Below are 23,828 nucleotides of genomic sequence, written 5' to 3'. Positions count from 1 at the left end.
ATGATATTTATGAAATCACTGATGAGTAATTTTAACTCAAAAAAGAAAGACCCTCAAACTAATGGATTGAGGGTCTTTTACATACAAGCTTATAAAATTTTCACAAACTCTTCTTCCACATTACTTATTTAACAATTATTTCATCTAGTAATCCCATTTCCTTAACTATTTCAATATCATCAATGAAGCTTTGCAAACTAACTTTAAACTCATTATTTTCTAAATCTTTTGAGTAACCTCGACATAAGTTTAATATGCTATTTAATTTTTCTCCCGAACCGGCAATAAAATATGTTGTAAGTATTTGGCTGTTATCACTTGCGAGCGCTACAATTGTCGCCGTCTCTAATACATACTCAATATCTTCATCTGAAATAGTTCTATTTTCCTTTTTACTGGTATAAAACTCATGGCTATTAATCGAACGGATTCTTCCCTCAAGCAATTCGAGTACTGGCTTTTTATAGATTACGTAAACTCCCTTAATCAGCTCCATTTCTGGAGAATATGGATCATCCAAAATAAATTTTATACGTTTATTTTCTTTAGAAATTTCTATTCCTTCTAAATAATGTTTTAATATATAATCAACATCTTTAATTCTTTTAGGAGGAAATGATTTCTCAAAATAATGATTTTTTCCCATAATATACATCCTTTATAAATTAGAATAATAAATTACCAGAGTTTACCTCCACCAAAGAAAGAATGGGCTTATATTCATAAAAACGTGCATTATGGATAATTGAAAACTATGATAAGGTTACTCTACGAAGTGGGAAGTATAATCAAGAATTGATGAATAAAAAGTTAGCTTTTGAAGAAGCTTTTTTTAATATTTAGTCTCTTTTATTTTCAATGTTCAATGTAGTAATGCAGAAAGTGATTCTAATAAAAGGTTTTTTATAGTTTAATGACTCCTCTATATTAAAATAAGGAGATTGTTATAATTAATTTTGTGACTTCAACCATATGTTTTAATAAATTCAACCATAAGCTTTCCAAACCCTTATATAAAATATTTATCTAATTTTTTATAACTGACTTTTTCTATCTACTATAGTAAGAAGACCTTATAATAGATATTTTATGATAATTTAACGATACTTTATGAAGGTTTATGGCTTTAAAAAATACCCAAAGAATTCTTATGGTTGAATTCAAAACCTTTTTCAATACACTGTTTTTTTAATACTATAACAAAAAAGACTCTATACAAGAGCTGAATACTTAAAGAAAGTATTTTGGCACACATGTATAGAGTCATATAAAATCATATGTTACATTAATAAATATTTTTCTCAGATGATAGAATCTTAAAGGATAGTATCTAAGGAATGTAAGTTGAAAATATTTACTATTTTTTGAGAAATGAGCTTTAAGAATGGGTTGGGCCCTTCTGTCTTTCAATTTTAAGTTCTATAAATATATCTATTAAAGTATTTCGGTAAGATTTTTTCCAGAATAACGATGGTTTTCCCAATTGGTTTTCTATTAATGTCTGCGAGGGATATACACCTTGTTCATGCAGTTTAATAACAGTATCTTTAATTTCGTTTCTCATTGCTGCATTATTATCTTCTAAATACTTTTTGTACTGGTCAACTATAATTTTTGTCTCTTTAGGGAGTTTTTTTCTCAGCGTTTCAGTTTTCTTAAAACCTAGTTCTTTTGCAACTTGATTTAGTGAAGGTGGATTAGATCTGTTTTCATTTATTATTTTATTTAATTTATTTCTAAGTTGTTCAATATCATATTTTCTGGCGGATTTTCGCAAGTCACTTTTATAAATGAAATTAGGTAATGGTTTCAATTGTGTACTAATGTCACAGCTTTCTGAAAAAAACTGAAATAATGTATTGTTAGTAATAAAACCTAGTTTCAATAATGAATATAGACTAGGCTTATGTTTTTTCCTTTGCCAAACATTAAAAAGTGACGAGGGGATATTTGAAATATTACCAATTTCCATCTTTGTTTTTTGTGATTGTTTCTGTATTTTTAAAATATATTCCCAGGTGTAGTCAGATATGTTTATTTTATTGTTCCAATTTTGTCTTTCTTGTATATTTAATTGAATTAATTTACCAATATTTTTGGCAACCCAATCTTGCCACAGAATATAATCATCTGACAATTTTTCTAGCTCTCTAAAGCTAGTTATTCCAAGCCACGTACCACAATCATAACAATAACCTAACTCTCCTATTCTATGAAAATGATATTGTATTGAATTACAATTTGGACAATAAGAAACTAATCTACAATTATGCTTTGGGCATATTTCTAAATTGTTAAAACTCCAAATTAACTTATCATAAATAATTCTTCGTTCTTCTTTAGTCTCTTCATAACAAATCGGACACCAGAATTTCTGACCTCTAATCTCATTACTTGAAAAGAAGTTGTTAAAACCAATTGCAGTTAACAATTCTAGGTTTTTAATATGAGTTAAATTATGTAATGCTGTAGTCAGTTCAATTGCACTTTGATGGAAGTTATTATAAGCAGCCGACCTTTTTGCTGTAACCCCATCCCTTGGTCGGCTCTCTTTTCTTAAAATTGGATATATTAGCTCATTAAAAAGTACACCTAGAGTAACATTATGTGCTGTACTCAATCTAGTTACGTAACTTGTTAAGCTCTCTATCTCATCTGTATTTATACCGATAGGCTTTAAATTATAAAGGGTACTGCGACTTTCAAATAATTTATGTTGTATTAACATATTCCTTTAACCTCCTACTCACCAACAGCATCCCTTTTTGGATTTCTTTCCCCAACTTTGCGTTTCTTTTTAGTTTTGTTCTCTTGTACTTTTTCTTCATCAGTTGCAATTTCTTCTTCTTCATCAGTATTGCTATTATTGCCTAGTAGCAAATTTAACACATCATCTCTACTCCTGTTATTAACTTTAACATTAGCTTCTCCATCAAGCGCCTCTTGTGCCAATTTAAAGGCTTGGTTTGGAGTCAATGCATACTCTTTAAAATCCCCAAGTGTCAACTCACTAGCATCCGGATTTTCAAGTAGTTTATATTCTAAAGTGGTTGATATCAAATCTTTAAGAATCCCTATACATCCTAAACTTACTTGATAAAAATATTCCCAATGCTCAATTAACTCTGGCTCAATTTGAATGGGGATTTGCCTTTGAATATTCCACAAAGTTTGTATAAACATCTTTTGCTCATTACTCTTTTGAATATCATATCTTCTAAGATGGATATCTAGCCCCCGCCTTGATAATTGTCCTAGCGAGTCTCTAAAATCTAAAATTTCATATGTACCAAATAAAATATGTGGTGTCTTTGTGGTTGAAGCTAGTGACTTTATCATGTTCATTTGATTATTTGATGATTTAGAAGATGAATTAAAAGAGATATGTTGTGCTTCATCAATGAAAAATGCTAAAGTCTCTCTATATTTTAATGCTGTTTCTAAGGAACTTCTTAATTTCCTGTTTACATCATTTACTTTAATCTCTATATCAGGCTTCTTCTTTATATCTACTTTATGTTCAACTAGTGGTTCCTTTAATGCTAACAGAGACCGAATATAATGATCTCTCCAATCATAGTAGCCTTTATCTGGTGCTCTAGCTTCTATTCCCGTAACAGGAATAAATCCAGGGTTACTAATGATTTGATCCATTAAATCATTTATTATTTTCTCAGCAACTTTCTTAATCAATGTTGATTTTCCAACACCACTTGGTCCGTATACCAAAAAAATGCTTTTAGTAGAAGGATTGTGGATTCTTTGTAATAGGGTTTTGTAAGCCACCAGAAAAAAAGGATGAGCAACAGTATAATCATTAAAATAGTGTATACGTTCAACTGGCGGCTTATCAAGTAACTCCATGGGGAACTTATCCATCTATTCACAACCCTTCATATGACTCAAATTCTAGCTCTGAGATATCGACTTTTTTCTTCTGTTTATTTACAAGCTCCTTACTCTGATTATTAACAACTAACTTAATGTTATCATTATCGATTGACTCGTTTGATGTAGATTTCTGTTCAATTCTTTCTTGTGATGTTTTCCCACCCTCAATAACATAAAGGTTTCTCAGCGCTTTATCCTTAAGTCGTTGTATTAACAACAACTCTTCGCTTTCAATAGAGTTTATAAAATCTGTTAACATCTTAATAGTTACATCTTGTTTCTTTTCACTCAGCTTTGCTCTTCTTTTTAATTCTTCAAATGCAATATTAACTTCTTTTTCTGAACGGCTCTTTAAAATGTTATATTTTTCTGACTGAAGTTCTACCCACCTTTTGTTCACGAAGGCATATGCTATTCCCATATTAAATGGATCGTATCTAACAAAAACTTTACTGTTCTCAACTAACCCATTCCTAAAAACAGGAGACCAATAATAAATTCTATTTATCTTTACTCCATAACCAGGCAAAACTTTTGCTTCACCTTTTTTAGTTGTCGGTAATGTTAAAATTTTAGGCTATGTTAAAGTTATTGGTTGTTTTTGAATAAATCATCATCTTTTGTGGTAACCTGTCTTTATAAAATACAAAAGGGGCAATTCGAATGAGTTTAGCAAACATAATAGCTGATATTTCTTCTTTAAACGATAGGGATAAAGAATCCATTTTTGATTTTTTAACTCGCCATTTCTCAGTTTCTGCTTCTCAACAAGGAGCTTTAATTGGTGAATTGAGAGAGAGAAAGTTTTCTCATGGTTTTCATTGTCGGCATTGTGGAAGTACATCAGTAATTCGTTATGGTAAACGAGATGGTCGCCAACGTTATAAGTGCAAAGACTGTTATAAATTAAGCAGTGATTTGACCAATTCCCCTATGTATCGTTCCAAAAAGGCAGAAAAATGGATTCCATTTATTGAGTGTATGTTGAATGGTCTCTCACTTCGTGAAACAGCTTTAAAAATTGGTATCACTCACGTAACTGCTTTTTACTGGAGGCATAAAGTGTTGTCTGCTCTCGCAAAAGGAAATATCGGTATATTTGAAGGATTAGTAGAAGTAGATGAAACATATTTCTTAGAAAGCCATAAAGGACAAAGGGTTATTCCAAATCGCAAACCAAGAAAACGCGGAGGTTCTGCTACCAAAAGAGGTATATCTAATGAACAAGTCTGTGTCTTAGTAGCTAGAGACAGAAACAAAACTACACTTTCAAAGCTAGTCGGTACAGGTAGAATTCTAATGGAACAGATTGATACCACCCTTACATCTCATTTTAAGAGTGATACGGTGCTTATTTCTGATGCTCACAATTCTTACAAATCTTATACATCTAGTAACGATGTGGAGCATGTCATCATAAACAGCAGTAAGAAAGAATATGTAAAGAAAGGCATCTATCACCTCAATAATATTAATAATTACCATTCCCGTTTAAAGAAATGGATAAGCCGTTTTAATGGTGTTTCTACGAAGTATTTACAACTCTATTTAGTGTGGTTTCAATTCATGGATAATAGAAAAATGGAAAGTGATTTGAGCAAGAAAAAACAAATGCTTATCTTGGCAAGTGTTCATGGAACTTGGGAAACCGCCGATAATTTAAGACTGAGAGACTACGCATTCTAAGTGCTTATATATTCGTTTTTTTGGAATAAAAAATACACATAAAAATGAGCTAGGAAATGCATCTCCAAGCTCAATGTATTTTGATGTACATTTTTACTAAAGCACTCCTTTAGCTTAATAAGAATTCTTACTCCTTCACAAGATTTTCTGCCATAAAATTTTTTGCCATAAAATAAGCATTTGCAGTAAATAGCTGTGTTTTAATTTTATTTGTAATTATTTGATTTCCTAAATTATCAAAATCAAATAACTTAACATTTATCTCTTCTGTATCATCTAAGTCTTGCTCATACGCCTTGAATGCTTCCAGGATTAGAAATGTCTTTACTTTATTGTTTTGTGTTGCTGGATTTATCATAAATTCACCCAAGAAAATAGGACTTCTCAAAGAAGTGTAACCTGTCTCTTCCTTTACTTCTCTAATTAACCCTTCTTCGTCTGTTTCATTTCCTTCCTTTTTTCCAGCAGGGACTTCTAAGAAAAAATCTTCCCCTGCATAACGATATTGTTCAACCAGTACAATTTGGTTTTCTTTTGTTATTACAACCGAATTTACCCAATCAGAATATTCATTGACATAATAATCATCAATCACTATACCATTCGGAAGTTGACAACTATCTTTTCTAATATTCCCGAAAGGGCTTTTATGCAAATACTCTGATTTTAGCCATTTCCATTTTTCCATAGTTAGCCTCCAAAATTTTTTACGCTTTTTAATAATCTTATCATTTGTTATTAAACAATCTTGACCTTTAGTTTAACATTAATTTCCTATTTGTTGGCATAGAAAAAAGCACCCCTTGAAGAAGGAATGCTCCGTTAGTGAAAAAGCGACTGATGTTCTTATTTAACACTCGCTACCCGTTAGTTGAAGAATGAGACATATTACATTTGTTAAACTCCTATTGAAATAACTTCTTTTAAAGAAACAGCAACAGCATCAACCGTATCATTCCACAATTTTTTGCCGAGTTCAGTATTTGCATAAGTAGGGTCACCGATTACTCCCGTTTCAGAGTATTTAGAGAAATCAAGATTAGGGTCTTCCCAATCTGGTTCACTACTATGAGGGTTAAATATTTTATCTTCTCTTACTCTTTCTGGATGTTTATACATAGCTAAAGATGTAGTAAAGCTGTCTGAATGCCCTGCTGGAATTTCAGGGTCTGCGTGTTTACACCAAACTTCGTAATACGGATGTTGAGGAATAGTTACACTTGCACTTCCTTCATAATCTTTATTGAATTTATCAGTTACACTATTTAAATAATGACCTCCACAACCACGGAAAATCAGTATTTGCTTAAACCCTTGGTCTGCTAAAGAACTGAGAACAGAATATATTAAATCTTCATAAACATTTTGAGGTATATCAATAAAACCATATTTGTAATTTCGGTGCTCTGGTGTCGGTCCAAATGGAATTGTAGGTAAAACGAGAGATTTAACTTCATACTTTTCATACGCTACTGTCGCTGCTTCTATTGTCAATTCCGTTGCTAACCAAGTGTCTAAATCGACAGTTGTATGTGGTCCTTGTTGTTCTGTACAACCAGTTGGAACAATCGCCATATATCCTGCTTCAGCTTTTTCCCTAATCTCTAAAAATGTTAGTTTTCCATATTCTATTGTCACTATGTTTTCCCCCTAATATCTCATACCACTATTTTAAATAAATATAAGAGATATTTCTTTACCTTTAACATACATTTATTGAACTATTCTGCACCGTTAGTTTAAGTGTAAACCTTCACAATATTGTATTTATTTTAACATAAATATCCAGTTTAAGTTAATTTAATTTTATTAGATGTAGGGTAGCTGTTACCAAACCATTTTACTTAAAATCAACCTTTATCTTTAACATAGCCAAATTTTAAAAGTTTCGTCGTACACTACTCTCGTTACTTCTCTAGCTCCACCAGTCTTGATACTTTGTTCATACATATCATATGGTGAAACCCCTAAGCCTGTATGATCAGTTTGATCATAAATTTTATACGCCCATTCATTTAATAACTCACCGAAATTTTCTAATTTCCATATCGAATTGTTTTTAGGATTAACTTCTTTGGTAACTTGTCTTACATTTTTCATAATTTGTGTATTACCAGTTAAGTTATTAATAAACATTTTATTTGTTGTCCCAAATAATCTCTCGACAACATTTCCAAACCTTGCTTTTGCACTTGGTCTTCTTACTTTTAAACAACGATTTCTAGTAAGAAGCGTTTCAAAATATACACTTTCAAACTCCTTCCCACCATCAACAACAATTGTACTAGGAAATCTAGAGTATCTTTTTACACATTCCCTTAAAACCATCATACAACTACGGTAACTTGGAGGATCGAATGAAATATATATAGCTAATAACCTCCTTGAAAAGGCATCTACTAAAAATGTCCCCCAAGGTCGCCCTAGGTTTTTATCTGTAATGGAACATCTTAGCTCTATATCTAATTCAGTATGATCTAAATGACAGATTTCAAAAATCCTATCCCCGTGTCTTGGAGTTTCTTCCCACAATTCATAAATAAATTCACCGCTTGCATAAGCAGCTTTAGAACCTTTTCTACTTTTAACTCGATCGTATTTGGGAGTTTTTTTCACGTTTTTTGTAAAAGTATAATAACTAGGTGGCTCATAACCTTGCTGCTTACATTCTTGTTGGAATTGAAGAAAAACTTTCATCATACTTGTTTGCTTTATATTTTCATACTTTTCTTTTATAAATGTATCCATTATAATTTGCACATCATCATTAATTCTTTTTACTCTATTTCCTTTTTTATTTTCTTCGGATATCAATCCGATGAACCCATTCCCATACTTTTTCTCTGCTGCTTTGTATTTTCTTAACCAATTTTGTATAGTTCTTTCTGTAACTTCATCCTTATATTTTTCCGTATCTCCATTTCGATAAGCACGAATAAGACTATATTTGAAATTGGCATTTTCCAATTGAAATGGACTTGCGTTTTTCAATATTTCTAGTTCGTTATTATCAGACTCAGTTTTAGAAATGCCACTTACTTTCCCCTCTTTTAGCAAATATTCAAATGTAGCAACTGGTACATCAATTGTTTCTTTAACTTCATTTATCAGGTTAACTGATGTCTCACCTACATTTAATATCTTCCAAACGATTCCATCCCATAATATTTTTTCACCATGACATACTTTAAAAGAAATAGACATTTCTGTATTGGGTAACGTTGATGATGAAACAATATTCATTAATGCTTGTTTATACTCTTTACTAATGTAAAGTTTCGCAGAAAGATCTGGTATAGTCTCATTTTCAATATCTGTATAAATATTTCCTAATATCAAAGAAGTGTATAAATCATCAGCCTTAAATTCATTTTTTTGATTTAAAAAATCTCTAATTGTAATTCCTGGTCTCTCACTAATGTTATTACATATATTTTCTTTGATATTTTCATCAACAGATAAGTTACTGCTTAATAAATAGTCCTCTAAAAACCTAATATTCCGTACAAAGTTCAAATTAAGATCTTTCGAGATTTTAACTTTAAATGACAAACCATACTTCTCTGCATGTTCTTCAGCGGGGGGACATCTCCACAATCCATTTTCATCAAGTTGATATCTTTCAGGAGACTTAATAGATAATTTTAATATATCATCTTCTGTTTTCCATTCTTCCCAACCTATCCAATCCTCACGAATCACAAAAAAATCTGCGGTGTAAAGATGTGCTTGGTTTTTCCCGTTTAGCATATATGATATTTTAAATGAAGGCGGTTGGTCATAATATTCTAAAACGTTTGGATTGTGTTCTTTTTCAAAAATAGCTGGTAATTCTAATGTCCGACTTTCAAACTGAATTGATAACCCCATTTTCTTACTTGGATATGTACCTGAAACATTTTTACCGTTACTTTTAACGCGCCTAGCTGGCTCTGATTCACGAATTCTTTTCAAATAGGTAATTGTCTCTTCTTCAAATCCTTTTGACTTTAAAAAAGATTCTATATTTCTAATCAATTCGTCATCTCCTCCAAGAACATGCATTTGTTTGTCAACTGCATATTTCGACAACAAACTCGAATTCACCTTCAATATATGGATAATTTTTATTGGCTGTTAATCAATATATAGATAAAGCTAATTCTCTGAGAGAAGTTCGTAAACATTAAATTAACAAGAATTAATAAAACAATTTTTCTTTAAAGCTCTCCATTTTTCTTGTAGTAACTTTTCTCGAAGTACACCCTCACCAACAATGTTTTCCATTTTCCTTCTACTTGGGTATTCGTTATTTGTTATCAATTGATTAAATGCGTCTTCAACTTCTTTTAACTTCTTCTTATCTCTTTTACTTTTCTCATTAATTAAAAATCTATCATTGATTTCCTTGATTTTTTTACATTCTATTTGATACAGACGGTAAAGGAGCTTTCTGTCACAACCTATGGCTTCTGCTACTTTGTTTATTGAAATTGATACTTCATTATCAATTATGTCAGAAAGATATTTCGTGATTTTTTTGTGATCATATCTTTTCCTTTCGCTTTTACTTTTTACTTTTATATCATCATTGCTTTCCTGATTTATGCGCACCTCTGTCCTTAATAAAAACTCGGAAATGTTAACACCTAGATAAATACATATTTCTAAAAGTGATTTAATTTGAGGTAAACTTCCCCCAATACACCAACCCTTGAGTGTTGATTTTGGCACATTTAAGTCTCTACACATCAATGAATTTGAATCTTCAAAGCATTCTTTCAAATAAAAATTCAGTGATTCTGATATAAGAGACCTGTTTGGTTTATCTTCAATAACATGATTTTTAGATAACAAGTCATTAATCAATCTAATAAAAATATCTTTCTGTTGCATTTCAATTAACTGGTTTCCAGTCTGTAATTTTTCACCTAACCAATTTTCGCAGATTGAGCAATATCCTGGTCTAGATTTCCTAGATAGAATCGGATTGGTTTTATCACAATAAGGACATATAAATGATAAATGTTGATTATGCTTTGAACAAACTTCCACAAGTTGGAAATTCCAAACTAAACGTTCATATATTTCAAAATGATTTTCCTTATCTTCTAAATAGCAAGTTGGACACCAAGCCCTATGTACTCTTAACAACCCTCTTGTTGGAACTATGTTTGACCACTTTAACAATGTCAGCGATTTTAAATCATCCCTTAAAGTTAGACTTTGCAGGATATTTGAAAAATCTTCAGCAAGTGTCCCGAGACCATTTATACCATTTGATGATTTATAAAGACCTTCACCTCCTTTATAGGCTTGATTTGATAAATACAACTTATTTAAAAGTGGTACGAGTTTTTTTGCTAATAGATCACCTGTACTGTTTGAATGATGGCTGGCCAGTCGAGAAAAATAACCACTTAATGATTCAACATAAGGTGTACCAACACCAATTGGTTCCAAACTGTATAAACTACTACGTGAAAAATTTGCGTATAGTTCAGTAAACATTGCTATATTTATCCCCTATTCTGATTTTAAGGATATTTTTAGCAATTAAAATGATATTTATTAGTAAAAACAAAAAAGGTCATTAGTCTATTGTTCATGACTAACAACCCTTTTATAATTTTTGAAGACTCCAGACGTTACGTAATCGCTCCAAATTGAGAAATATTGTTTTCTATTGAACAGTATATTTGTACTGTGTAATAAAAAGCTCACTGTGTACGGTGCTCTTTGTTCAGTTTTATTCTGGAGTATCTAATTTTTGCAATACTTCATACAATCTATTTTGTATCTTTTCATTATCACTATCATAAAACACCAAGATATTATTTATTCCATAATTAGGTTCAATCTTCGCCCTATAGTTAGTTCGTACTAGTGAATGTAATACATCCTTGGGTTTAGCAGCAAAAACATTTTTTACATATTCACTCTCTAGTTCAATTCCATTTGAAGTGATTCTTCTTTTGGTTCCACTTATAACTCTTTCCCTAATACTACTGGTGTATGCGTATTCCTTTATAATCCATTTTTCCAAACTGTTTGCCTCGTATGAATGAACTAGGTTAATAAAGTTTTGCAGTCGTCTAATTTCTTTTTTTGCACTTGGAACCGTTAATATTTTCACGTAAAACATCCCTCCTAACAAAACCATCGTTTAGGAAGAATGATTTCACCTTTCGACAATTTTGTGAATAATAAAAGCCTTAATAAAATGATTGAAAGTATTAACGAAAATGCTGAATTATTAATTAGTCGGATTCAGGAAAATTTTGGAGTGTTTTTGTTTGACCATTTTTAACTAATGTTTTATTATACAAATAGGTCAGGAATGGTCAAAGAGAGCCAATGGGTTCAAAATATCGACTTCGTAGAGAGGAGGTAAAAGAATGAGTACAATTAATGTGGGTACATTATGCACAACAAATGGCATTGTAACAGATATTACTACAAATGTATTACCAGTCGTTATTAAGGTGATTTCTGAGTCAAACATCTTAAACGAAAATAATACTACTGTAAATGGTAATGTGGTTCAATCTACTGAACCACAAGCAGTGGTCATTACGGAAATCAAAAACTATTTGGATAAAAAAATAGGTGTTGGTAATTATCGTTTAGTATCGAATCAGGTATTTGAATGGTAATTAGCAAATTAAAAGGGGTGTTACTAGGGGGGAATTTCTTGTGGCAAGAAAATTCTTAAAAGATGATATAAAGTGGGCAATATTTTTATCAGGGCACTTTCTATTTGCTTTAACAATCCTTTGTACTTTTTTCGTTTGGTTGGTACAGAGACAGGCTGGTATGGTTACAGCAGTTGCAATAGGTACAGGGTTATATTTTTTTGTTGATTTCTTTTCTACAATACAAGAATCTAACGAAAAGGATAATCCAGATAAAGAAATTGAAAGAATGGGATATATTGCTTTTGGAGTTGCATTACTATCAGTAATTTTCTTACCGTATGTCCTTTCAAAGGAAAAGGTTGAAGTTAACTTAAATGATACAATTACATTCGCTGTATTTTTCTTAACAGCACTGTCAAATGCTCTAAAGGATGCTATTCCAAAAATTAAACAGATAAAAAAACAGCAAATAAAAGAAGATAAAGGGTAATTAGTAAGAGAGAAGATATTAAAATATTCTTCTCTCCTTTTATTACCTCATTTGGTTCCGAAATTAACCCTTATTTCTAAGCCCCCCCATCTCTCTATCTCTAAATAAGCCTAACCGTGGGAGACCACGCTTCAAAGTTGAATCACACAAATATCCCTAAATGAGTTTATTATCAGTGCACATCTTACTTGCATTTGTCATTTGAGGATGACAGAGGATCAATAAATCCTAAATCTTTTCTTCCCCTTAATTTTTGAAGAAGAATTTGTGAACCATTAGGTTATTTTCATTCTTCATTAAGTCCCATAAGCCAAGATTAAAGTCTTCCATAACCCTAAAATAATTTCCATTTTTCACAAAACTTTCTTCTATACGCTCTGTTTTAAAAGTATTTGGTTTCATTCTTAATCTAATTGTATCGTAAGGAGCTATAATCAACATTATTTTCTCCGTTGCCATTAAGACAGCGAATTTACCGAAACCACTTTTTGGAAAAAAGAAAGATAACAAATTGTAGCTTATAGAATTATTTAGCCCAAACTTGTTTGAAAAGATTATATATTTTTCCATTCGGGTTGATTTCCTAAAATTTTATTTTGTGGGATGGCACTTTCTAAATATGCCGATTTCTTATTTGAAAAATCACTATTTTTTATTCTCGAATTTAAACGATTTAATAACACTGTTATATTTCCTATCTTACGAACTGATTTATTTCTTTGTTCTTCATCAGTAAAGTTTTTCAACCACTGACTATTCTCCGCTGGTGTAATAGGAAGTATATGTTCTAAATTAATAATCCCTTGAATTGGAATTAATAATAATCTCGTTCAGAAACATGGGTTATTTGTTCATTTTTTCCAAAAAGCAGAAATCGTTGCTGCATAGTAAGAGTCTAATACGACAAAACGATCACCCTAAAAGAGTGACCGCCTCATATGAAAGTTTTCTGCAAAGTTTATTAGTACTGCGTAGCAAATGACTTTGTTTTGTTCTTATTCGCAATATGTGTCCAACTGCGGGAGATTGATGTTGAAAAAGTTAGCTCAATTTATTAAATGCTCTATCTTTAATTATAATTCCTTTACAACCCTCTGAAATTTTCTTGAATATCACCTCTCGGGTATCAGTTTCCTTGATCGTTATTCCTACAATTACTTGAGTCTTAGCTGCCAATATTTTTAAACTATCTAAGAAAGCTTCCATATCCTCAACTACTATACTATGCTGACCCGGTTCATCAAATATTAGAATTCCCGGATGATTCCCGTTCAATTCATTAGAAGTCTGTACTAGTGCTATAGTAAATGCCCAAATCCTTCTAATATGGTCACTAGCCGATGAATCAAATTTTAAATCGAAGTTCTCTATTGTAGGCATATATGTATCCTTCGATATCATTACTTTATTAATATCAGAAGAACTCCTATACCCAAATACTTTAAGGTTTGAAACAAAGTTATCTCTTAGCGATTTAATTTTTCTTTCGTCTAAATTAGTAAACTTATTTTCAGGCAATTTATTTAAATCTGCAAGATATTGTTTCCAAACATCTGACAATTGCTTAAATTCCTCTTTGGTCTCCTCTATATCTGTTTTTACTTTTTCTAATTCCTCTATTGTTTTATTTAACTCTACCTTTTTATAAATAGTACTTTCTGAAACCGAACCATCAATGGCAAAGATATCATTTCTAGTAACTCTTGAAAGTCGATACAGTTTTGATACTGTATTTTCTAAAATACTAATGTTACTTTCAATATTTTTTATATTTGTTTTCTTCTGCTCTATAGCAAACTCAAATAATTTTTCCTGAGATTTTAAATGTTTAATGTTATCATCAATACTCATTACATCTGCTACATTCTGACTTACTAGCAATGTATCCGATATTGGTTGATTACAAGTTGGACAAATGTCTTTAAAAGAATTAAAGCCTTCTTTTGATCCTAGGTTCCGCAGTTTTTTAGCATCGTGGTTGTTAGTAATGTCTGTTTGAATTAAATTCAGGCTATTTAATAATCTATCTAAACTTGATCTTTCATTATTTACGTTAATTTTCAATTGTTTAATTTTTTCTTCATGCTCTATAACATCTTCTTCTATTTGTCTAAGTTCCTTTTTTAATTCATGGAAATTATCAATTTCTTTAGGCTTTACTTTAATCAGGCTTTGAAGCTCATTTCTTTTCATTTCAATGTATTCATCTAGTGTCAGAGTCCGGTCATCATCTTGATAAATAACCTTAATAAGCTGATCAGGATCTTCTAAAATCTCAACGTTCTCATTTACTCCCTTAAGCATTAGGCCCATATTCCTTATGTTTTTATCTGTTTCATGAAAAACTTGCTTCCACTTTTCAACAATTCTACTTTCTTTTATTTTTAACCTATGCCTTATCTTTTCATTTTTTAGAGTATCCATATTTAATAGATATTCAATTACTCGTTTCTTGGGTTCCCGAATTCCAAAGTGCGGCATCCCAGAAAAAAGATCAGACCAACCTCTCTTTTGTTCTATTAACATACTAGAAAAAATTAGTTGTAAATACAACTTTCTTTCTTTATCATCTGTACTTGGAACACTAGGTAAATCTAACCCTAAAAAGGCTTCCAAAAATGTAAAGAAACCTTTATTACTTGTAGCTGAATTTTGTGAATGGACATACATATCTTCACTAATAGTTACTTTATCATGAATTCGATCCATCTTTGAATAAAAGATAGTCATTAAATTAGAATTCCTGTTTTTCATTTTTGCTGCTCTTAAAATAGTAACATCCTCGCTACCATTTGATATCTCAAGAAATACTTTTGACTCTAAAACATCCAGCTCTCCTTCATATTCAACTTTGGTTTTAAAAGCTGAACTTAATACATTATGGCCTTTTCCACCAATGATTTCCTCTAAACCTAAGCCATAATATACACTTGAAATAATTGAGCTTTTTCCAGAAGTGTTCTTTTCACTACAAATAATATTCATTTGTTGATCAAATGTATCATCAAAGCCTATAACATTATTTTTCGTAATTATTTCAACTCTTACTCTCCCAATACGTATCAACTATTTCACCCCAATAATGTGCTTTTTAACTTATCTATTAAATCTTCCGTAAGCTTATTTGATAATTTATTTAAAAATTCCTTTTCATTCACTAATAGGCTTTCATCGTCCAATATTTTTTCGAGAAGACTTTTTCCTGAAACTGTTAACCGAAACAATCCATTCCCTTGTTGAAACATTATTTTGTCAGCTAACATGAAATCAACTGTTTTATTAATTGTAGGATCATATCTTAGTACTAAATATCGATTACTTTCCCCATTTACATACTTTAACAAGTTGTCCTTTTCCTTTTCAGAATACATTGACACTATAATTAGGTGTAGTTTTGACAGTGAACAGCCACTTCTACCACATGACAATCCTAAAATTAAACAAGCAAGTGCTATTTTATAGCTCAACCTATAGTGATAGGGGACTGCATCAGGCTTCGATTCGAAAACGATATAATCCGTTAAGATGTAATCTTCATTACCCAATTTTTATTTCTCCTTTAAATTCCATTGAACAATCTGCAAGCCATCCTGCAATTAAATCCATTTTTAAATTCATAATGGAAGCACTACTTATATGTTTAAACTCTGTTGTGAGCTTCTTTTCAAAATCATCGGATATTTCATTAAATAATTCAGCATTTATTGACCTGTCTCTATTCAACAGTGTTCTTGAAGCAACATGTCTTTTATATTGGCTTGCTAAGTCTAGGATATCCTTTCTGATATCAGGAAATCCTTCTCCTAATCGTTCCATGAGCTCGATCCCTGATATATACGCTGACATATACATATCCAATAATAAATTCAAATTATCATTATCGGTTTTAAACTCTGGGTTTATCGCAATTAGTTTTCTTTTAACATTTTCAACCTTTTCACTTGGACAGCCAGACCAATCAGCCGATGCATCTTGCAAAATAGCAAAACTTAGTTTTGTATCTGTTAAATTACTCCTTAAAATTCTTGTAAGTTCAATTCTAAAATCCTCTGCTGTTTTTATGATTATTACAAAATCATCAGAAATATAATCATAGAATTCTGGATTACTTTCCCTGGTTTGTCTTACAAGTTCAGTTTTTGTGGTGATATGTTGAACAATTCTTTTATCTTTATATTCTGGAATAACAAAATGCCATTCTTTAATGGGAGGTAGTCCTAAACTCTTTAACACTTCAGCGTTTTTTTTATCTATAAATTTCGCTATATCATTGGTAACCTTAGTTCGTTGGTGTGAATATAAATCATCATTCGAATAATTCATATCTTCTGGGCAATAACATTGAATGACAACTCCAGAACGTGTAAATCCTTCAATACCGCCATCACCCTTGTGTTGTGCTGGTACCTCTATAAAATGCTCCCTTTGATATCTCATTTTATAACAAGATATACATAGAACTTCCCAACTATCCCCATCTAATGAAGAATCTAAAAAATCAAGAATCATTTGTTTCTCTCCCTGGCTATATCATTAATAGAAATATACTTTTCTTTACTTGGCTTTGTTTCAATGAAATTAATATCTACGACAAATTCTTTAACTGAATCTATGTATCTAACGATTGCTAGATTTAAAAGATTTTTATGATTTACAATCACTATTTCTTTATCTACAAAGTAATAAGATTGATCATCTGATATCATATCAACCATAATGATCCCCTCTTCAAAGATTAAATTTAAACTACCCATTCTCTAAGAATACTAATTACAAGAGGGTACAATAATATCTTAGAAAATATATGTCTTATCTTACCATATTTTCCGATACTTCTCTTGAATAAAAAACACCACCAAGTAGCTTTATCAAAAACAATTCGCTAACTCAGTGGGTTATTTTATCACCGCTATTCACTTATTAATATCATTAAGTAGGTTGGGGTGTTCTCGAACTATATTCACCGCATTAATAGCATAATCCTTATTCTTAGATGTCTCCCTAGAGTTATAGATACCCCGGGGAATATTCTTAACTAATCCTTCTTCACATAAACCAAGAAAAGCATTTTTTGGACACACCTTTTTTTGCCCCCAAGAGCCTGATCCAAACAATTCAGCAGTTGATCTTTCCCATGCTTTAATTGGTGATTCTACAACTTTAGAATTAATTAATTCAACAGCTTTTACAGCAGCTTGACCATACTTGCTCATACAAATTTCCTCCCGGTAGTAAACTTAGCTCTTATTCATTTACTCTTGACATTGGTTTAGACCATTGCTCTTAATCTAATTTACTTGCAAAATTTACACTTGGGACTATTTCTACTATTTGGAGCTATTTCCCAAGAATGCCCCTTATCACATAACCACCAATATTCTTTTCTTGCGTATGCGCCTACTTGGTCTGGACAAACATCGCCATTTTTGGTTGGATGCCATTGTTTTGCAATCTCGGGTTTTTTTATTGCTAATGAATTCTCTGGCTTTACTTTTTTAGGTTTGTAACGTCCAAATAATTCATAGCAATCGGGACAACACTTCCCGTCCGTGCGTGCATAAATAACAGATGGATAACTATGACCTTTTTCACATACCCAATAAACTTTATCATGCGCTCCCTTTGTTACTTGTTGAGGTGTCAAATCCCCATTCTTATTATAGTCCCACTCTTTTGCAAGGTGAGGGTGCGTAGTAGCAAGGCAATTTGTTTCGTTCACCCTTTTACCTGCACAATATGGGCATCCTTCGCCACCACCAGTACGATCATTAATTTTTTTATCGTAAGAAGAATTACATTTTGGGCAATTCCAAAACACCCTTTCGTTTGAATAAGGTAAATATAAATCAGGTGTAACGTTTCTATTTAGTTCATAATGCCACTCTTTTGCGAGCTCGGGGAATAATAATTCAAAGTTATATTCTTCCATAGCAACTTTACCACTACATACATTACATCCGTGACCTTGGGCTTTGCTACCAATTTGTGCTAATGTCGAGTGTTCATACTCACAGATAAACCATGCTTTAAAATTAGAATATTGCTTGAAATTTTCAGGAACTAAAGGGAAATTCTTTCCATAATCCCAAACCTTCTCTATTTTAGGACATTTCTCCAAAAGGTTTTCTTTTTCAATAATAGCTGGGATTTGAGCAAGAATTGGTATATTATCCACGTCAACATTGATATCTTTTTTTACTTTTTCTATTTCAGTAGTAAATCCTTCATACTTTCTATCAATCATAGATAATAGATGAACAATCATTTTTCCGATTGTTTTATTCGATGTACGTTCGTAAAGATATTCTTGCAAATCTTCAATTTTAAGAGGGGGTAAGCCATTATCTCTTATTCTTATTAATTCATATCCCTTATCAATTATTAGCTTGCTTTTTTCAATATCAATATCTTTCTTATTTCTATGAGTATGTCCTCCGTCGTATTCAATAACGAGCTTAAGGGAAGGAATAAAAATATCTACAGACTTAAATTTATCAATTCCATCTATATGTGCATTTAATAGTCCATCTTTAAAAACCTGCTTTATGTAATAGAAAATTGCCAATTCTGGAAATCCGACATTATACCTTTCATTACATTTTGGGCACCCAGTATTTCTAAGCGCACGGAGATTAGCGGTAGTTCTCCAAACATGTTTACATTCCTTACAACACCAAACAATATTTTTTCCTGACCCAGCTCTTACATTATTAGGGGTATCTTTATTCGAAGTATGCCATTCTTCTATTAGATCTGGTCGTAACTGAGAAATAAAAGGCTTTGTATTTTTCATAGTAACTCCTTAAAGACAAACACCTCTGTCCTTTTCTGTTTTCTGACTGTAAAATAAGCTACAAACCCAAGAAAGGTCTTTATGAATTTTAAAATGTTTGTTCAATTATATTACATTTTTCAAAGTTTGGTCTAATAGAATTAGGACAAAATAATTAGTACCTATAAAATATTCTAGATATTAATCAATATTGTGAATTTAAGGAATACCCATCGCCTTAACCTATTTATTTTAGTTATTACGCTTCAATCATAGTGTCTTTAGATTTTATTGTTATAATTTAAAAAGCAAAAAATAGAGGTTTTTCCAAATTGTCCAAATTAACTATTCACACATTTTCTAATGCTAATACTCTATAAATGTTTATTAATATTTAATTTTTCCCTGAAACCATTTTCATATATAAACACCTCTCTTTCTCTATCAAAAACAGCGTTTGTACGATGAACAATTCTATGGTGATTAGGACATAAAATTATAATGTTACTCGGATCATGATTCTGTGTTTCAGAGAAAGGTTCAATATGATGTGCTTCAACAATGTTCACATTATATTTATCAAAATGATTTTCCCCGCATATTTGACAACAAAAATTATAGTATTCTTTTAAGGAATCCACTGTCGTACGATTTGCCTTTCTTACTTTAATAAAAGCTTGTCTCATTTCAATTGATCCTTCACAATTAATCTTAAGTTTAGCCAATTCCTCATTCTCCATAATGTGTTCTATCGTTTCTTCGCTGGAGTCTGATAACATGTTCTTAAAGACTTGTTTTTCATAAACACTCACATACTCCATTTTGAAATGACTGGTGAAATTATCTAATTCTTTATCAACGTATATCTCCTCATTGAAAGAAATACAATCAATTTCAGAATAATCCTCTTCGGTGTAACAATCGTCCTCATTATCAAAATAGCATCCATACTGATTTTCTAGAAAATTCTCTGTAATTTCTTTACTCTCATTTAATGCATCACTCTCACAAAAATCAACATAATACATCTCTTCTAAAACCTCTACATAATCTCCAACATTTTTATCATAATAATATTTATATCCATCATTAAATTCATATATCATCCTGTTCTTCCCCCTAATGCTATTTTGTTCAAAAAAAGAAGCTTCCCTTTTAGGAAGCTTCTTAAAATCTATAACTAAACTTATAAAATTAATTTCAGATCAAAAAGATCCTCATAATATAATGGAATTAACAAATAAATAAACCCCCAAAAAAAATCATAAAGACTCTTCAAATAATAGAAATTTTTGATAAGTACTTTACGGCTGAGGGAGAAAAAGATTAAATTAGGGTTTCGTTCCCAAGACGTGTTAATAACACTTATCTTTTAGTTCCCGAGTAAATAAAAAAACGGCTCCACTCCATTAATATCAAGGGTTCGAGACGTTTTAACTACTTTTATTTAGTTGTGTTAATAGATATTTTACACGAAGTTAAATCTTTAAGATAATAGGGAGTTTCCTCCCTCTCATTTTGACGGTTGACACAAAACTACCTACAAAAATGACACAATCTTATACTTTACTGATTTTATTCAAATTCCATAAGAATTATTAGCTTTTATCAAAACAACGTGCTGGAAATATCCGAATTATTTTTAACATGGCCATATGGACATTTGTGTCATTTAACAAGATAGTATGAATCTTTGAGTCAATTTAAGTGACACAAATGTCATTACTAATTATTTCATGAGGTTGGAATTAAAGTATATCAATCGTATGTACAATTGTGTCCGCCGTTAAAAACATTTCGTTATTATATCCAACTTGAATAGCATTTAACTTAGCTACATTAGAAATAATGTAAAATTAGATCTTCAACACTCGCGCTCTATTGTTGAAGATGTTTGTGGAAGATCCTTAAAACTGTCTTTGGGATTACAATATTTTGTTTATTTTAAATTACCACAACTAAAGAAAATATAATTGCTACCATTGCATCATGAAAAACTGTAGTTTTTACAGTAGGTAACCATTTCACTTTACTTATAAAATATAACAAACCTTGCAATAATATAGAGAATTATGAAGTAACTTAAAAATGTTAAATTCATTTTGCCTCCTTATTAGTTCAAACTTATGCCTCCTCACTATTCATTTCATGTACATATGTTGTATATTAATCCAAAGCGCTCAAAAGAAATGAGGCTCTAACAATGGAATCGTATTCCTCACCAATAAACAAGGTATCATCATCTTTTTGCCCTAATTCTTGCTTTATAGAATAGATAACATCAAATTTTTCTAATGGTGTTAGTGTTGCAAAGTCATCGTTTGTATTAATTTCAGTTCATAATAAGAAGAAGAACGCTTGCCATGATGTAAAGGTATTTCTTTCTTCTCTTCTAAGACAATGGAAACATCTTTAACATAGTTATTAATCGGGTTCTGTTGTGTTATTTCTGTTACATATTCCTCAAAATTTCTTTCAGGCATTTTCACTCTCTTCTTCTTCTTTCCTTTCTACTTCACAAACAGATAAGAGCAAAAATACTACGAGAGAAAGTAAAAATACTAAATATTTTCCTTTTATTACATATCCTCCATTTTCAATGTTTATACAATTAAAAGCTAGGAGTTTTTATTTTAGTAGATCTAAATGAATCAAAAAATATATTTGATTAAAACTAAGCTAACTAAACCATAGAATAGAGCAATAAATGGATGGTTTGTAGCACCACCTACAAACACATTAACTATTGTAGATAAAGCCATAAATCTAAACGCAAATTCAGCTCTCTTTTCAGCTGCTTTCAATTTTACACCACCCTAAAAAAGAAAATAAGTACAAATTAAAACTGTTGTTATTAGCAAGTTGAATAGAGTTATTCCCCAAAATACTTTAGCCATCCCATCATAATGTTTCTTGGAAGTCCCTCCTGGAGTATATGTACGTTGAGATTTTCTAGATCTAGCAGGAGAAGTGCTTTGTATATAAGGGTTAGCTTTATGATTAGTTGAGGAATTTGATTGAGAATATGACCTATTATTTGATGAATAGTTTAATGTAGGAAACCAGGAATTTCCACACCTCAAACAACTTAACTTTATTTTATTTTTGCCATGCAACCCTGCTAAAGCGCCGATTGCACCGATTGTAATAACTCCAACTGCTGCCTTTCCTAAACTATATCCTTTTTCTCCGACTTGAAGTTGATCACTATTACATTTGGGGCAAGTTATAACATCTGACATTAATTACATCACCAACCATTATATAATTCTTTAATATCTGAGATATAAATTCTAGCACACTTTTGTGATTATTGGACTATGTAAATTTACCACATATTTCTTGTATAAAAATTTAAATAATAATTAACCTACACATAAGCAGGCTTGCAATAATCAATTCTTACAAAGTTTAAGGAGATGATTTATATGGCTCGCAACAATAATAGTAGTAATCGATTGGTAGTACCAGGTGAAAATCAAGCAATCGATCAAATGAAATATGAAATCGCAACTGAATTTGGTGTGAATCTTGGTCCAGAAACTACATCAAGAGCTAATGGATCAATAGGTGGAGAAATCACTAAGAGGCTAGTAATAATGGCTCAACAATCAATGGGGAATATTTCCACAAATAACAGAAGTAACAGTATAATATAAGCAAAGTGACCTATTCTTGCGATATAATCACCATTGATTATATTTCATTGAATTTCTTTGTATAATTATCATCTTACTTTTAATATGTTTATCAAAAATTACATTCAATTAGAAGGGCATTCTAATTTCTGAAATCTGTTTTTCTTTACAATTTGATTCATGATTTATTTAATCTGTTCTCCTGTTAGTAATTAAGATTGTACAGAAAATTAATTCCAGTTTGTAGCTTTTAAAAACATTGCTTTTTTCTCAAAACATATATATTTAAATCTAGTATTAGTTACTAATAGGACCAATTATAATTGGATACAGTTGGCCTATAACTATATAGATTTTGTTTATTTATTTTAAAACGTTATTATCTCAACTCGTCACCCAAAGGTACAATGACTTCATCTAATGTCTTTCTCCACTAACGCTTCATTTCTGGACCGTATTTCAATGGTTTTGCATCTGGATGTACGGCTTTATACTTATCAAATTGCTTGCTGTTGATGATTCCCCCGATATTCGGAATTGGCTCTGTTCCTATGAAATATTGAATAGCAGATGAATGCAACTCCCCTTCTTCCACAAACCAAGTATTTTTCAAATTCTTCAATTGCTTTATTATAGATTCAGTGAAGAAACGTCTTTTCACTACAAGAATATCTACCCCTGGCTAATAAAAAACGTCTCAACCCCAGTAATTTCAAGGATTTGAGACGTTTTAA

The 23,828-nt window shown here is 31.1% G+C and carries 25 protein-coding genes and 1 pseudogene; 4 read left to right on the top strand and 22 right to left on the bottom strand.

The window, feature by feature from the left end; genetic code table 11:
* Positions 1-124: 124 nt before the first annotated feature.
* The 4 genes from LC076_RS17375 to LC076_RS17360 form a co-directional block, all read right to left on the bottom strand.
* Positions 125-646 carry a hypothetical protein gene (locus LC076_RS17375; protein WP_226670349.1) on the bottom strand — a complete coding sequence of 174 codons (522 nt, stop codon included), beginning with the start codon at positions 644-646 and terminating at the stop codon, positions 125-127.
* A gap of 732 nt (positions 647-1,378) precedes the next feature.
* On the bottom strand, positions 1,379-2,728 hold the full coding sequence (locus tag LC076_RS17370) for a TniQ family protein (protein WP_226670348.1): 1,350 nt from the start codon (positions 2,726-2,728) through the stop codon (positions 1,379-1,381).
* Between the two features lie 14 nt (positions 2,729-2,742).
* Entirely contained in the window at positions 2,743-3,864 is a 1,122-nt protein-coding gene (locus LC076_RS17365; protein ID WP_226670347.1) for an ATP-binding protein, read from the bottom strand.
* Positions 3,865-3,883: 19 nt separating this feature from the next.
* Entirely contained in the window at positions 3,884-4,462 is a 579-nt protein-coding gene (locus tag LC076_RS17360; protein ID WP_413466004.1) for a Mu transposase C-terminal domain-containing protein, read from the bottom strand.
* A gap of 92 nt (positions 4,463-4,554) precedes the next feature.
* On the opposite strand from LC076_RS17360, the gene LC076_RS17355 reads away from it, so the two are divergent.
* Positions 4,555-5,577, top strand: a complete 1,023-nt coding sequence (locus tag LC076_RS17355; RefSeq protein WP_226670345.1) for an IS1595 family transposase — start codon at positions 4,555-4,557, stop codon at positions 5,575-5,577.
* A gap of 127 nt (positions 5,578-5,704) precedes the next feature.
* On the opposite strand, the gene LC076_RS17350 is transcribed toward LC076_RS17355, so the two are convergent.
* The 5 genes from LC076_RS17350 to LC076_RS17330 form a co-directional block, all read right to left on the bottom strand.
* Positions 5,705-6,265: an NUDIX hydrolase gene (locus LC076_RS17350; protein ID WP_226670344.1), complete on the bottom strand. Its 561-nt coding sequence runs from the start codon at positions 6,263-6,265 to the stop codon at positions 5,705-5,707.
* Positions 6,266-6,474: 209 nt separating this feature from the next.
* Positions 6,475-7,215: a creatininase family protein gene (locus LC076_RS17345; RefSeq protein ID WP_226670343.1), complete on the bottom strand. Its 741-nt coding sequence runs from the start codon at positions 7,213-7,215 to the stop codon at positions 6,475-6,477.
* A gap of 225 nt (positions 7,216-7,440) precedes the next feature.
* Positions 7,441-9,651 carry a TnsA endonuclease N-terminal domain-containing protein gene (locus tag LC076_RS17340; protein WP_226670342.1) on the bottom strand — a complete coding sequence of 737 codons (2,211 nt, stop codon included), beginning with the start codon at positions 9,649-9,651 and terminating at the stop codon, positions 7,441-7,443.
* Positions 9,652-9,747: 96 nt separating this feature from the next.
* On the bottom strand, positions 9,748-11,067 hold the full coding sequence (locus tag LC076_RS17335) for a TniQ family protein (protein ID WP_226670341.1): 1,320 nt from the start codon (positions 11,065-11,067) through the stop codon (positions 9,748-9,750).
* Positions 11,068-11,305: 238 nt separating this feature from the next.
* Positions 11,306-11,692: a hypothetical protein gene (locus LC076_RS17330; protein WP_226670340.1), complete on the bottom strand. Its 387-nt coding sequence runs from the start codon at positions 11,690-11,692 to the stop codon at positions 11,306-11,308.
* Positions 11,693-11,954: 262 nt separating this feature from the next.
* Here LC076_RS17330 and LC076_RS17325 point away from each other — a divergent pair, with 262 nt between their 5' ends.
* Together LC076_RS17325 and LC076_RS17320 are read left to right on the top strand one after the other, a co-directional pair.
* Positions 11,955-12,212, top strand: a complete 258-nt coding sequence (locus tag LC076_RS17325; RefSeq protein ID WP_226670339.1) for a hypothetical protein — start codon at positions 11,955-11,957, stop codon at positions 12,210-12,212.
* A gap of 40 nt (positions 12,213-12,252) precedes the next feature.
* Positions 12,253-12,684, top strand: coding sequence for a hypothetical protein (locus LC076_RS17320; RefSeq protein ID WP_226670338.1), 432 nt, complete (start codon positions 12,253-12,255; stop codon positions 12,682-12,684).
* A 246-nt stretch (positions 12,685-12,930) separates the two neighbouring features.
* On the opposite strand, the gene LC076_RS17315 is transcribed toward LC076_RS17320, so the two are convergent.
* The 12 genes from LC076_RS17315 to LC076_RS17260 form a co-directional block, all read right to left on the bottom strand.
* Positions 12,931-13,254, bottom strand: a complete 324-nt coding sequence (locus LC076_RS17315; protein ID WP_226670337.1) for a hypothetical protein — start codon at positions 13,252-13,254, stop codon at positions 12,931-12,933.
* Complete coding sequence (locus LC076_RS17310) at positions 13,239-13,430, bottom strand: HNH endonuclease family protein (RefSeq protein ID WP_264191590.1); 192 nt, start codon at positions 13,428-13,430, stop codon at positions 13,239-13,241. The genes LC076_RS17315 and LC076_RS17310 overlap by 16 nt, the downstream gene beginning before the upstream one ends.
* A 295-nt stretch (positions 13,431-13,725) precedes the next feature.
* Positions 13,726-15,669 (bottom strand): hypothetical protein, encoded by a 1,944-nt coding sequence (locus tag LC076_RS17305; protein WP_226670336.1) that lies wholly within the window; start codon positions 15,667-15,669, stop codon positions 13,726-13,728.
* Positions 15,670-15,755: 86 nt separating this feature from the next.
* Positions 15,756-16,229 carry a hypothetical protein gene (locus LC076_RS17300; protein WP_226670335.1) on the bottom strand — a complete coding sequence of 158 codons (474 nt, stop codon included), beginning with the start codon at positions 16,227-16,229 and terminating at the stop codon, positions 15,756-15,758.
* Complete coding sequence (locus LC076_RS17295; RefSeq protein WP_226670334.1) at positions 16,222-17,193, bottom strand: hypothetical protein; 972 nt, start codon at positions 17,191-17,193, stop codon at positions 16,222-16,224. Before LC076_RS17295 ends, LC076_RS17300 begins: the two co-directional genes overlap by 8 nt.
* Entirely contained in the window at positions 17,190-17,399 is a 210-nt protein-coding gene (locus LC076_RS17290) for a hypothetical protein (protein WP_226670333.1), read from the bottom strand. The genes LC076_RS17295 and LC076_RS17290 overlap by 4 nt, the downstream gene beginning before the upstream one ends.
* Before the next feature lie 198 nt (positions 17,400-17,597).
* On the bottom strand, positions 17,598-17,897 hold the full coding sequence (locus tag LC076_RS17285) for a DUF6979 family protein (RefSeq protein WP_226670332.1): 300 nt from the start codon (positions 17,895-17,897) through the stop codon (positions 17,598-17,600).
* Between the two features lie 80 nt (positions 17,898-17,977).
* A complete protein-coding gene (locus LC076_RS17280; protein WP_226670331.1) occupies positions 17,978-19,477 on the bottom strand; it encodes a zinc-ribbon domain-containing protein in 1,500 nt (499 codons plus the stop codon).
* A 353-nt stretch (positions 19,478-19,830) separates the two neighbouring features.
* A complete protein-coding gene (locus LC076_RS17275; RefSeq protein WP_226670330.1) occupies positions 19,831-20,562 on the bottom strand; it encodes an HNH endonuclease in 732 nt (243 codons plus the stop codon).
* A 1,194-nt stretch (positions 20,563-21,756) separates the two neighbouring features.
* On the bottom strand, positions 21,757-21,939 hold the full coding sequence (locus LC076_RS17270; RefSeq protein ID WP_226670329.1) for a hypothetical protein: 183 nt from the start codon (positions 21,937-21,939) through the stop codon (positions 21,757-21,759).
* Positions 21,940-22,107: 168 nt separating this feature from the next.
* On the bottom strand, positions 22,108-22,260 hold the full coding sequence (locus tag LC076_RS17265; RefSeq protein WP_226670328.1) for a hypothetical protein: 153 nt from the start codon (positions 22,258-22,260) through the stop codon (positions 22,108-22,110).
* Positions 22,261-22,272: 12 nt separating this feature from the next.
* Positions 22,273-22,698, bottom strand: a complete 426-nt coding sequence (locus LC076_RS17260; RefSeq protein ID WP_226670327.1) for a hypothetical protein — start codon at positions 22,696-22,698, stop codon at positions 22,273-22,275.
* Between the two features lie 186 nt (positions 22,699-22,884).
* On the opposite strand from LC076_RS17260, the gene LC076_RS17255 reads away from it, so the two are divergent.
* The gene (locus LC076_RS17255) at positions 22,885-23,115 is read left to right on the top strand and encodes an alpha/beta-type small acid-soluble spore protein (RefSeq protein ID WP_226670326.1); all 231 of its coding nucleotides are present in this window, start codon (positions 22,885-22,887) and stop codon (positions 23,113-23,115) included.
* 412 nt (positions 23,116-23,527) lie between these two features.
* Here the strand turns inward: LC076_RS17255 and LC076_RS17250 are convergent.
* Positions 23,528-23,767 (bottom strand): annotated as a pseudogene (locus tag LC076_RS17250) (hypothetical protein); the annotation flags it as partial.
* Between the last annotated feature and the right edge of the window lie 61 nt (positions 23,768-23,828).

The organism is Metabacillus litoralis (assembly GCF_020524045.1).
Classification (GTDB): Bacteria; Bacillota; Bacilli; order Bacillales; family Bacillaceae; genus Metabacillus; species Metabacillus litoralis_C.
The sequence above is the reverse complement of the archived record's forward strand: the minus strand, read 5'-3'. Positions and strand labels throughout refer to the sequence as shown.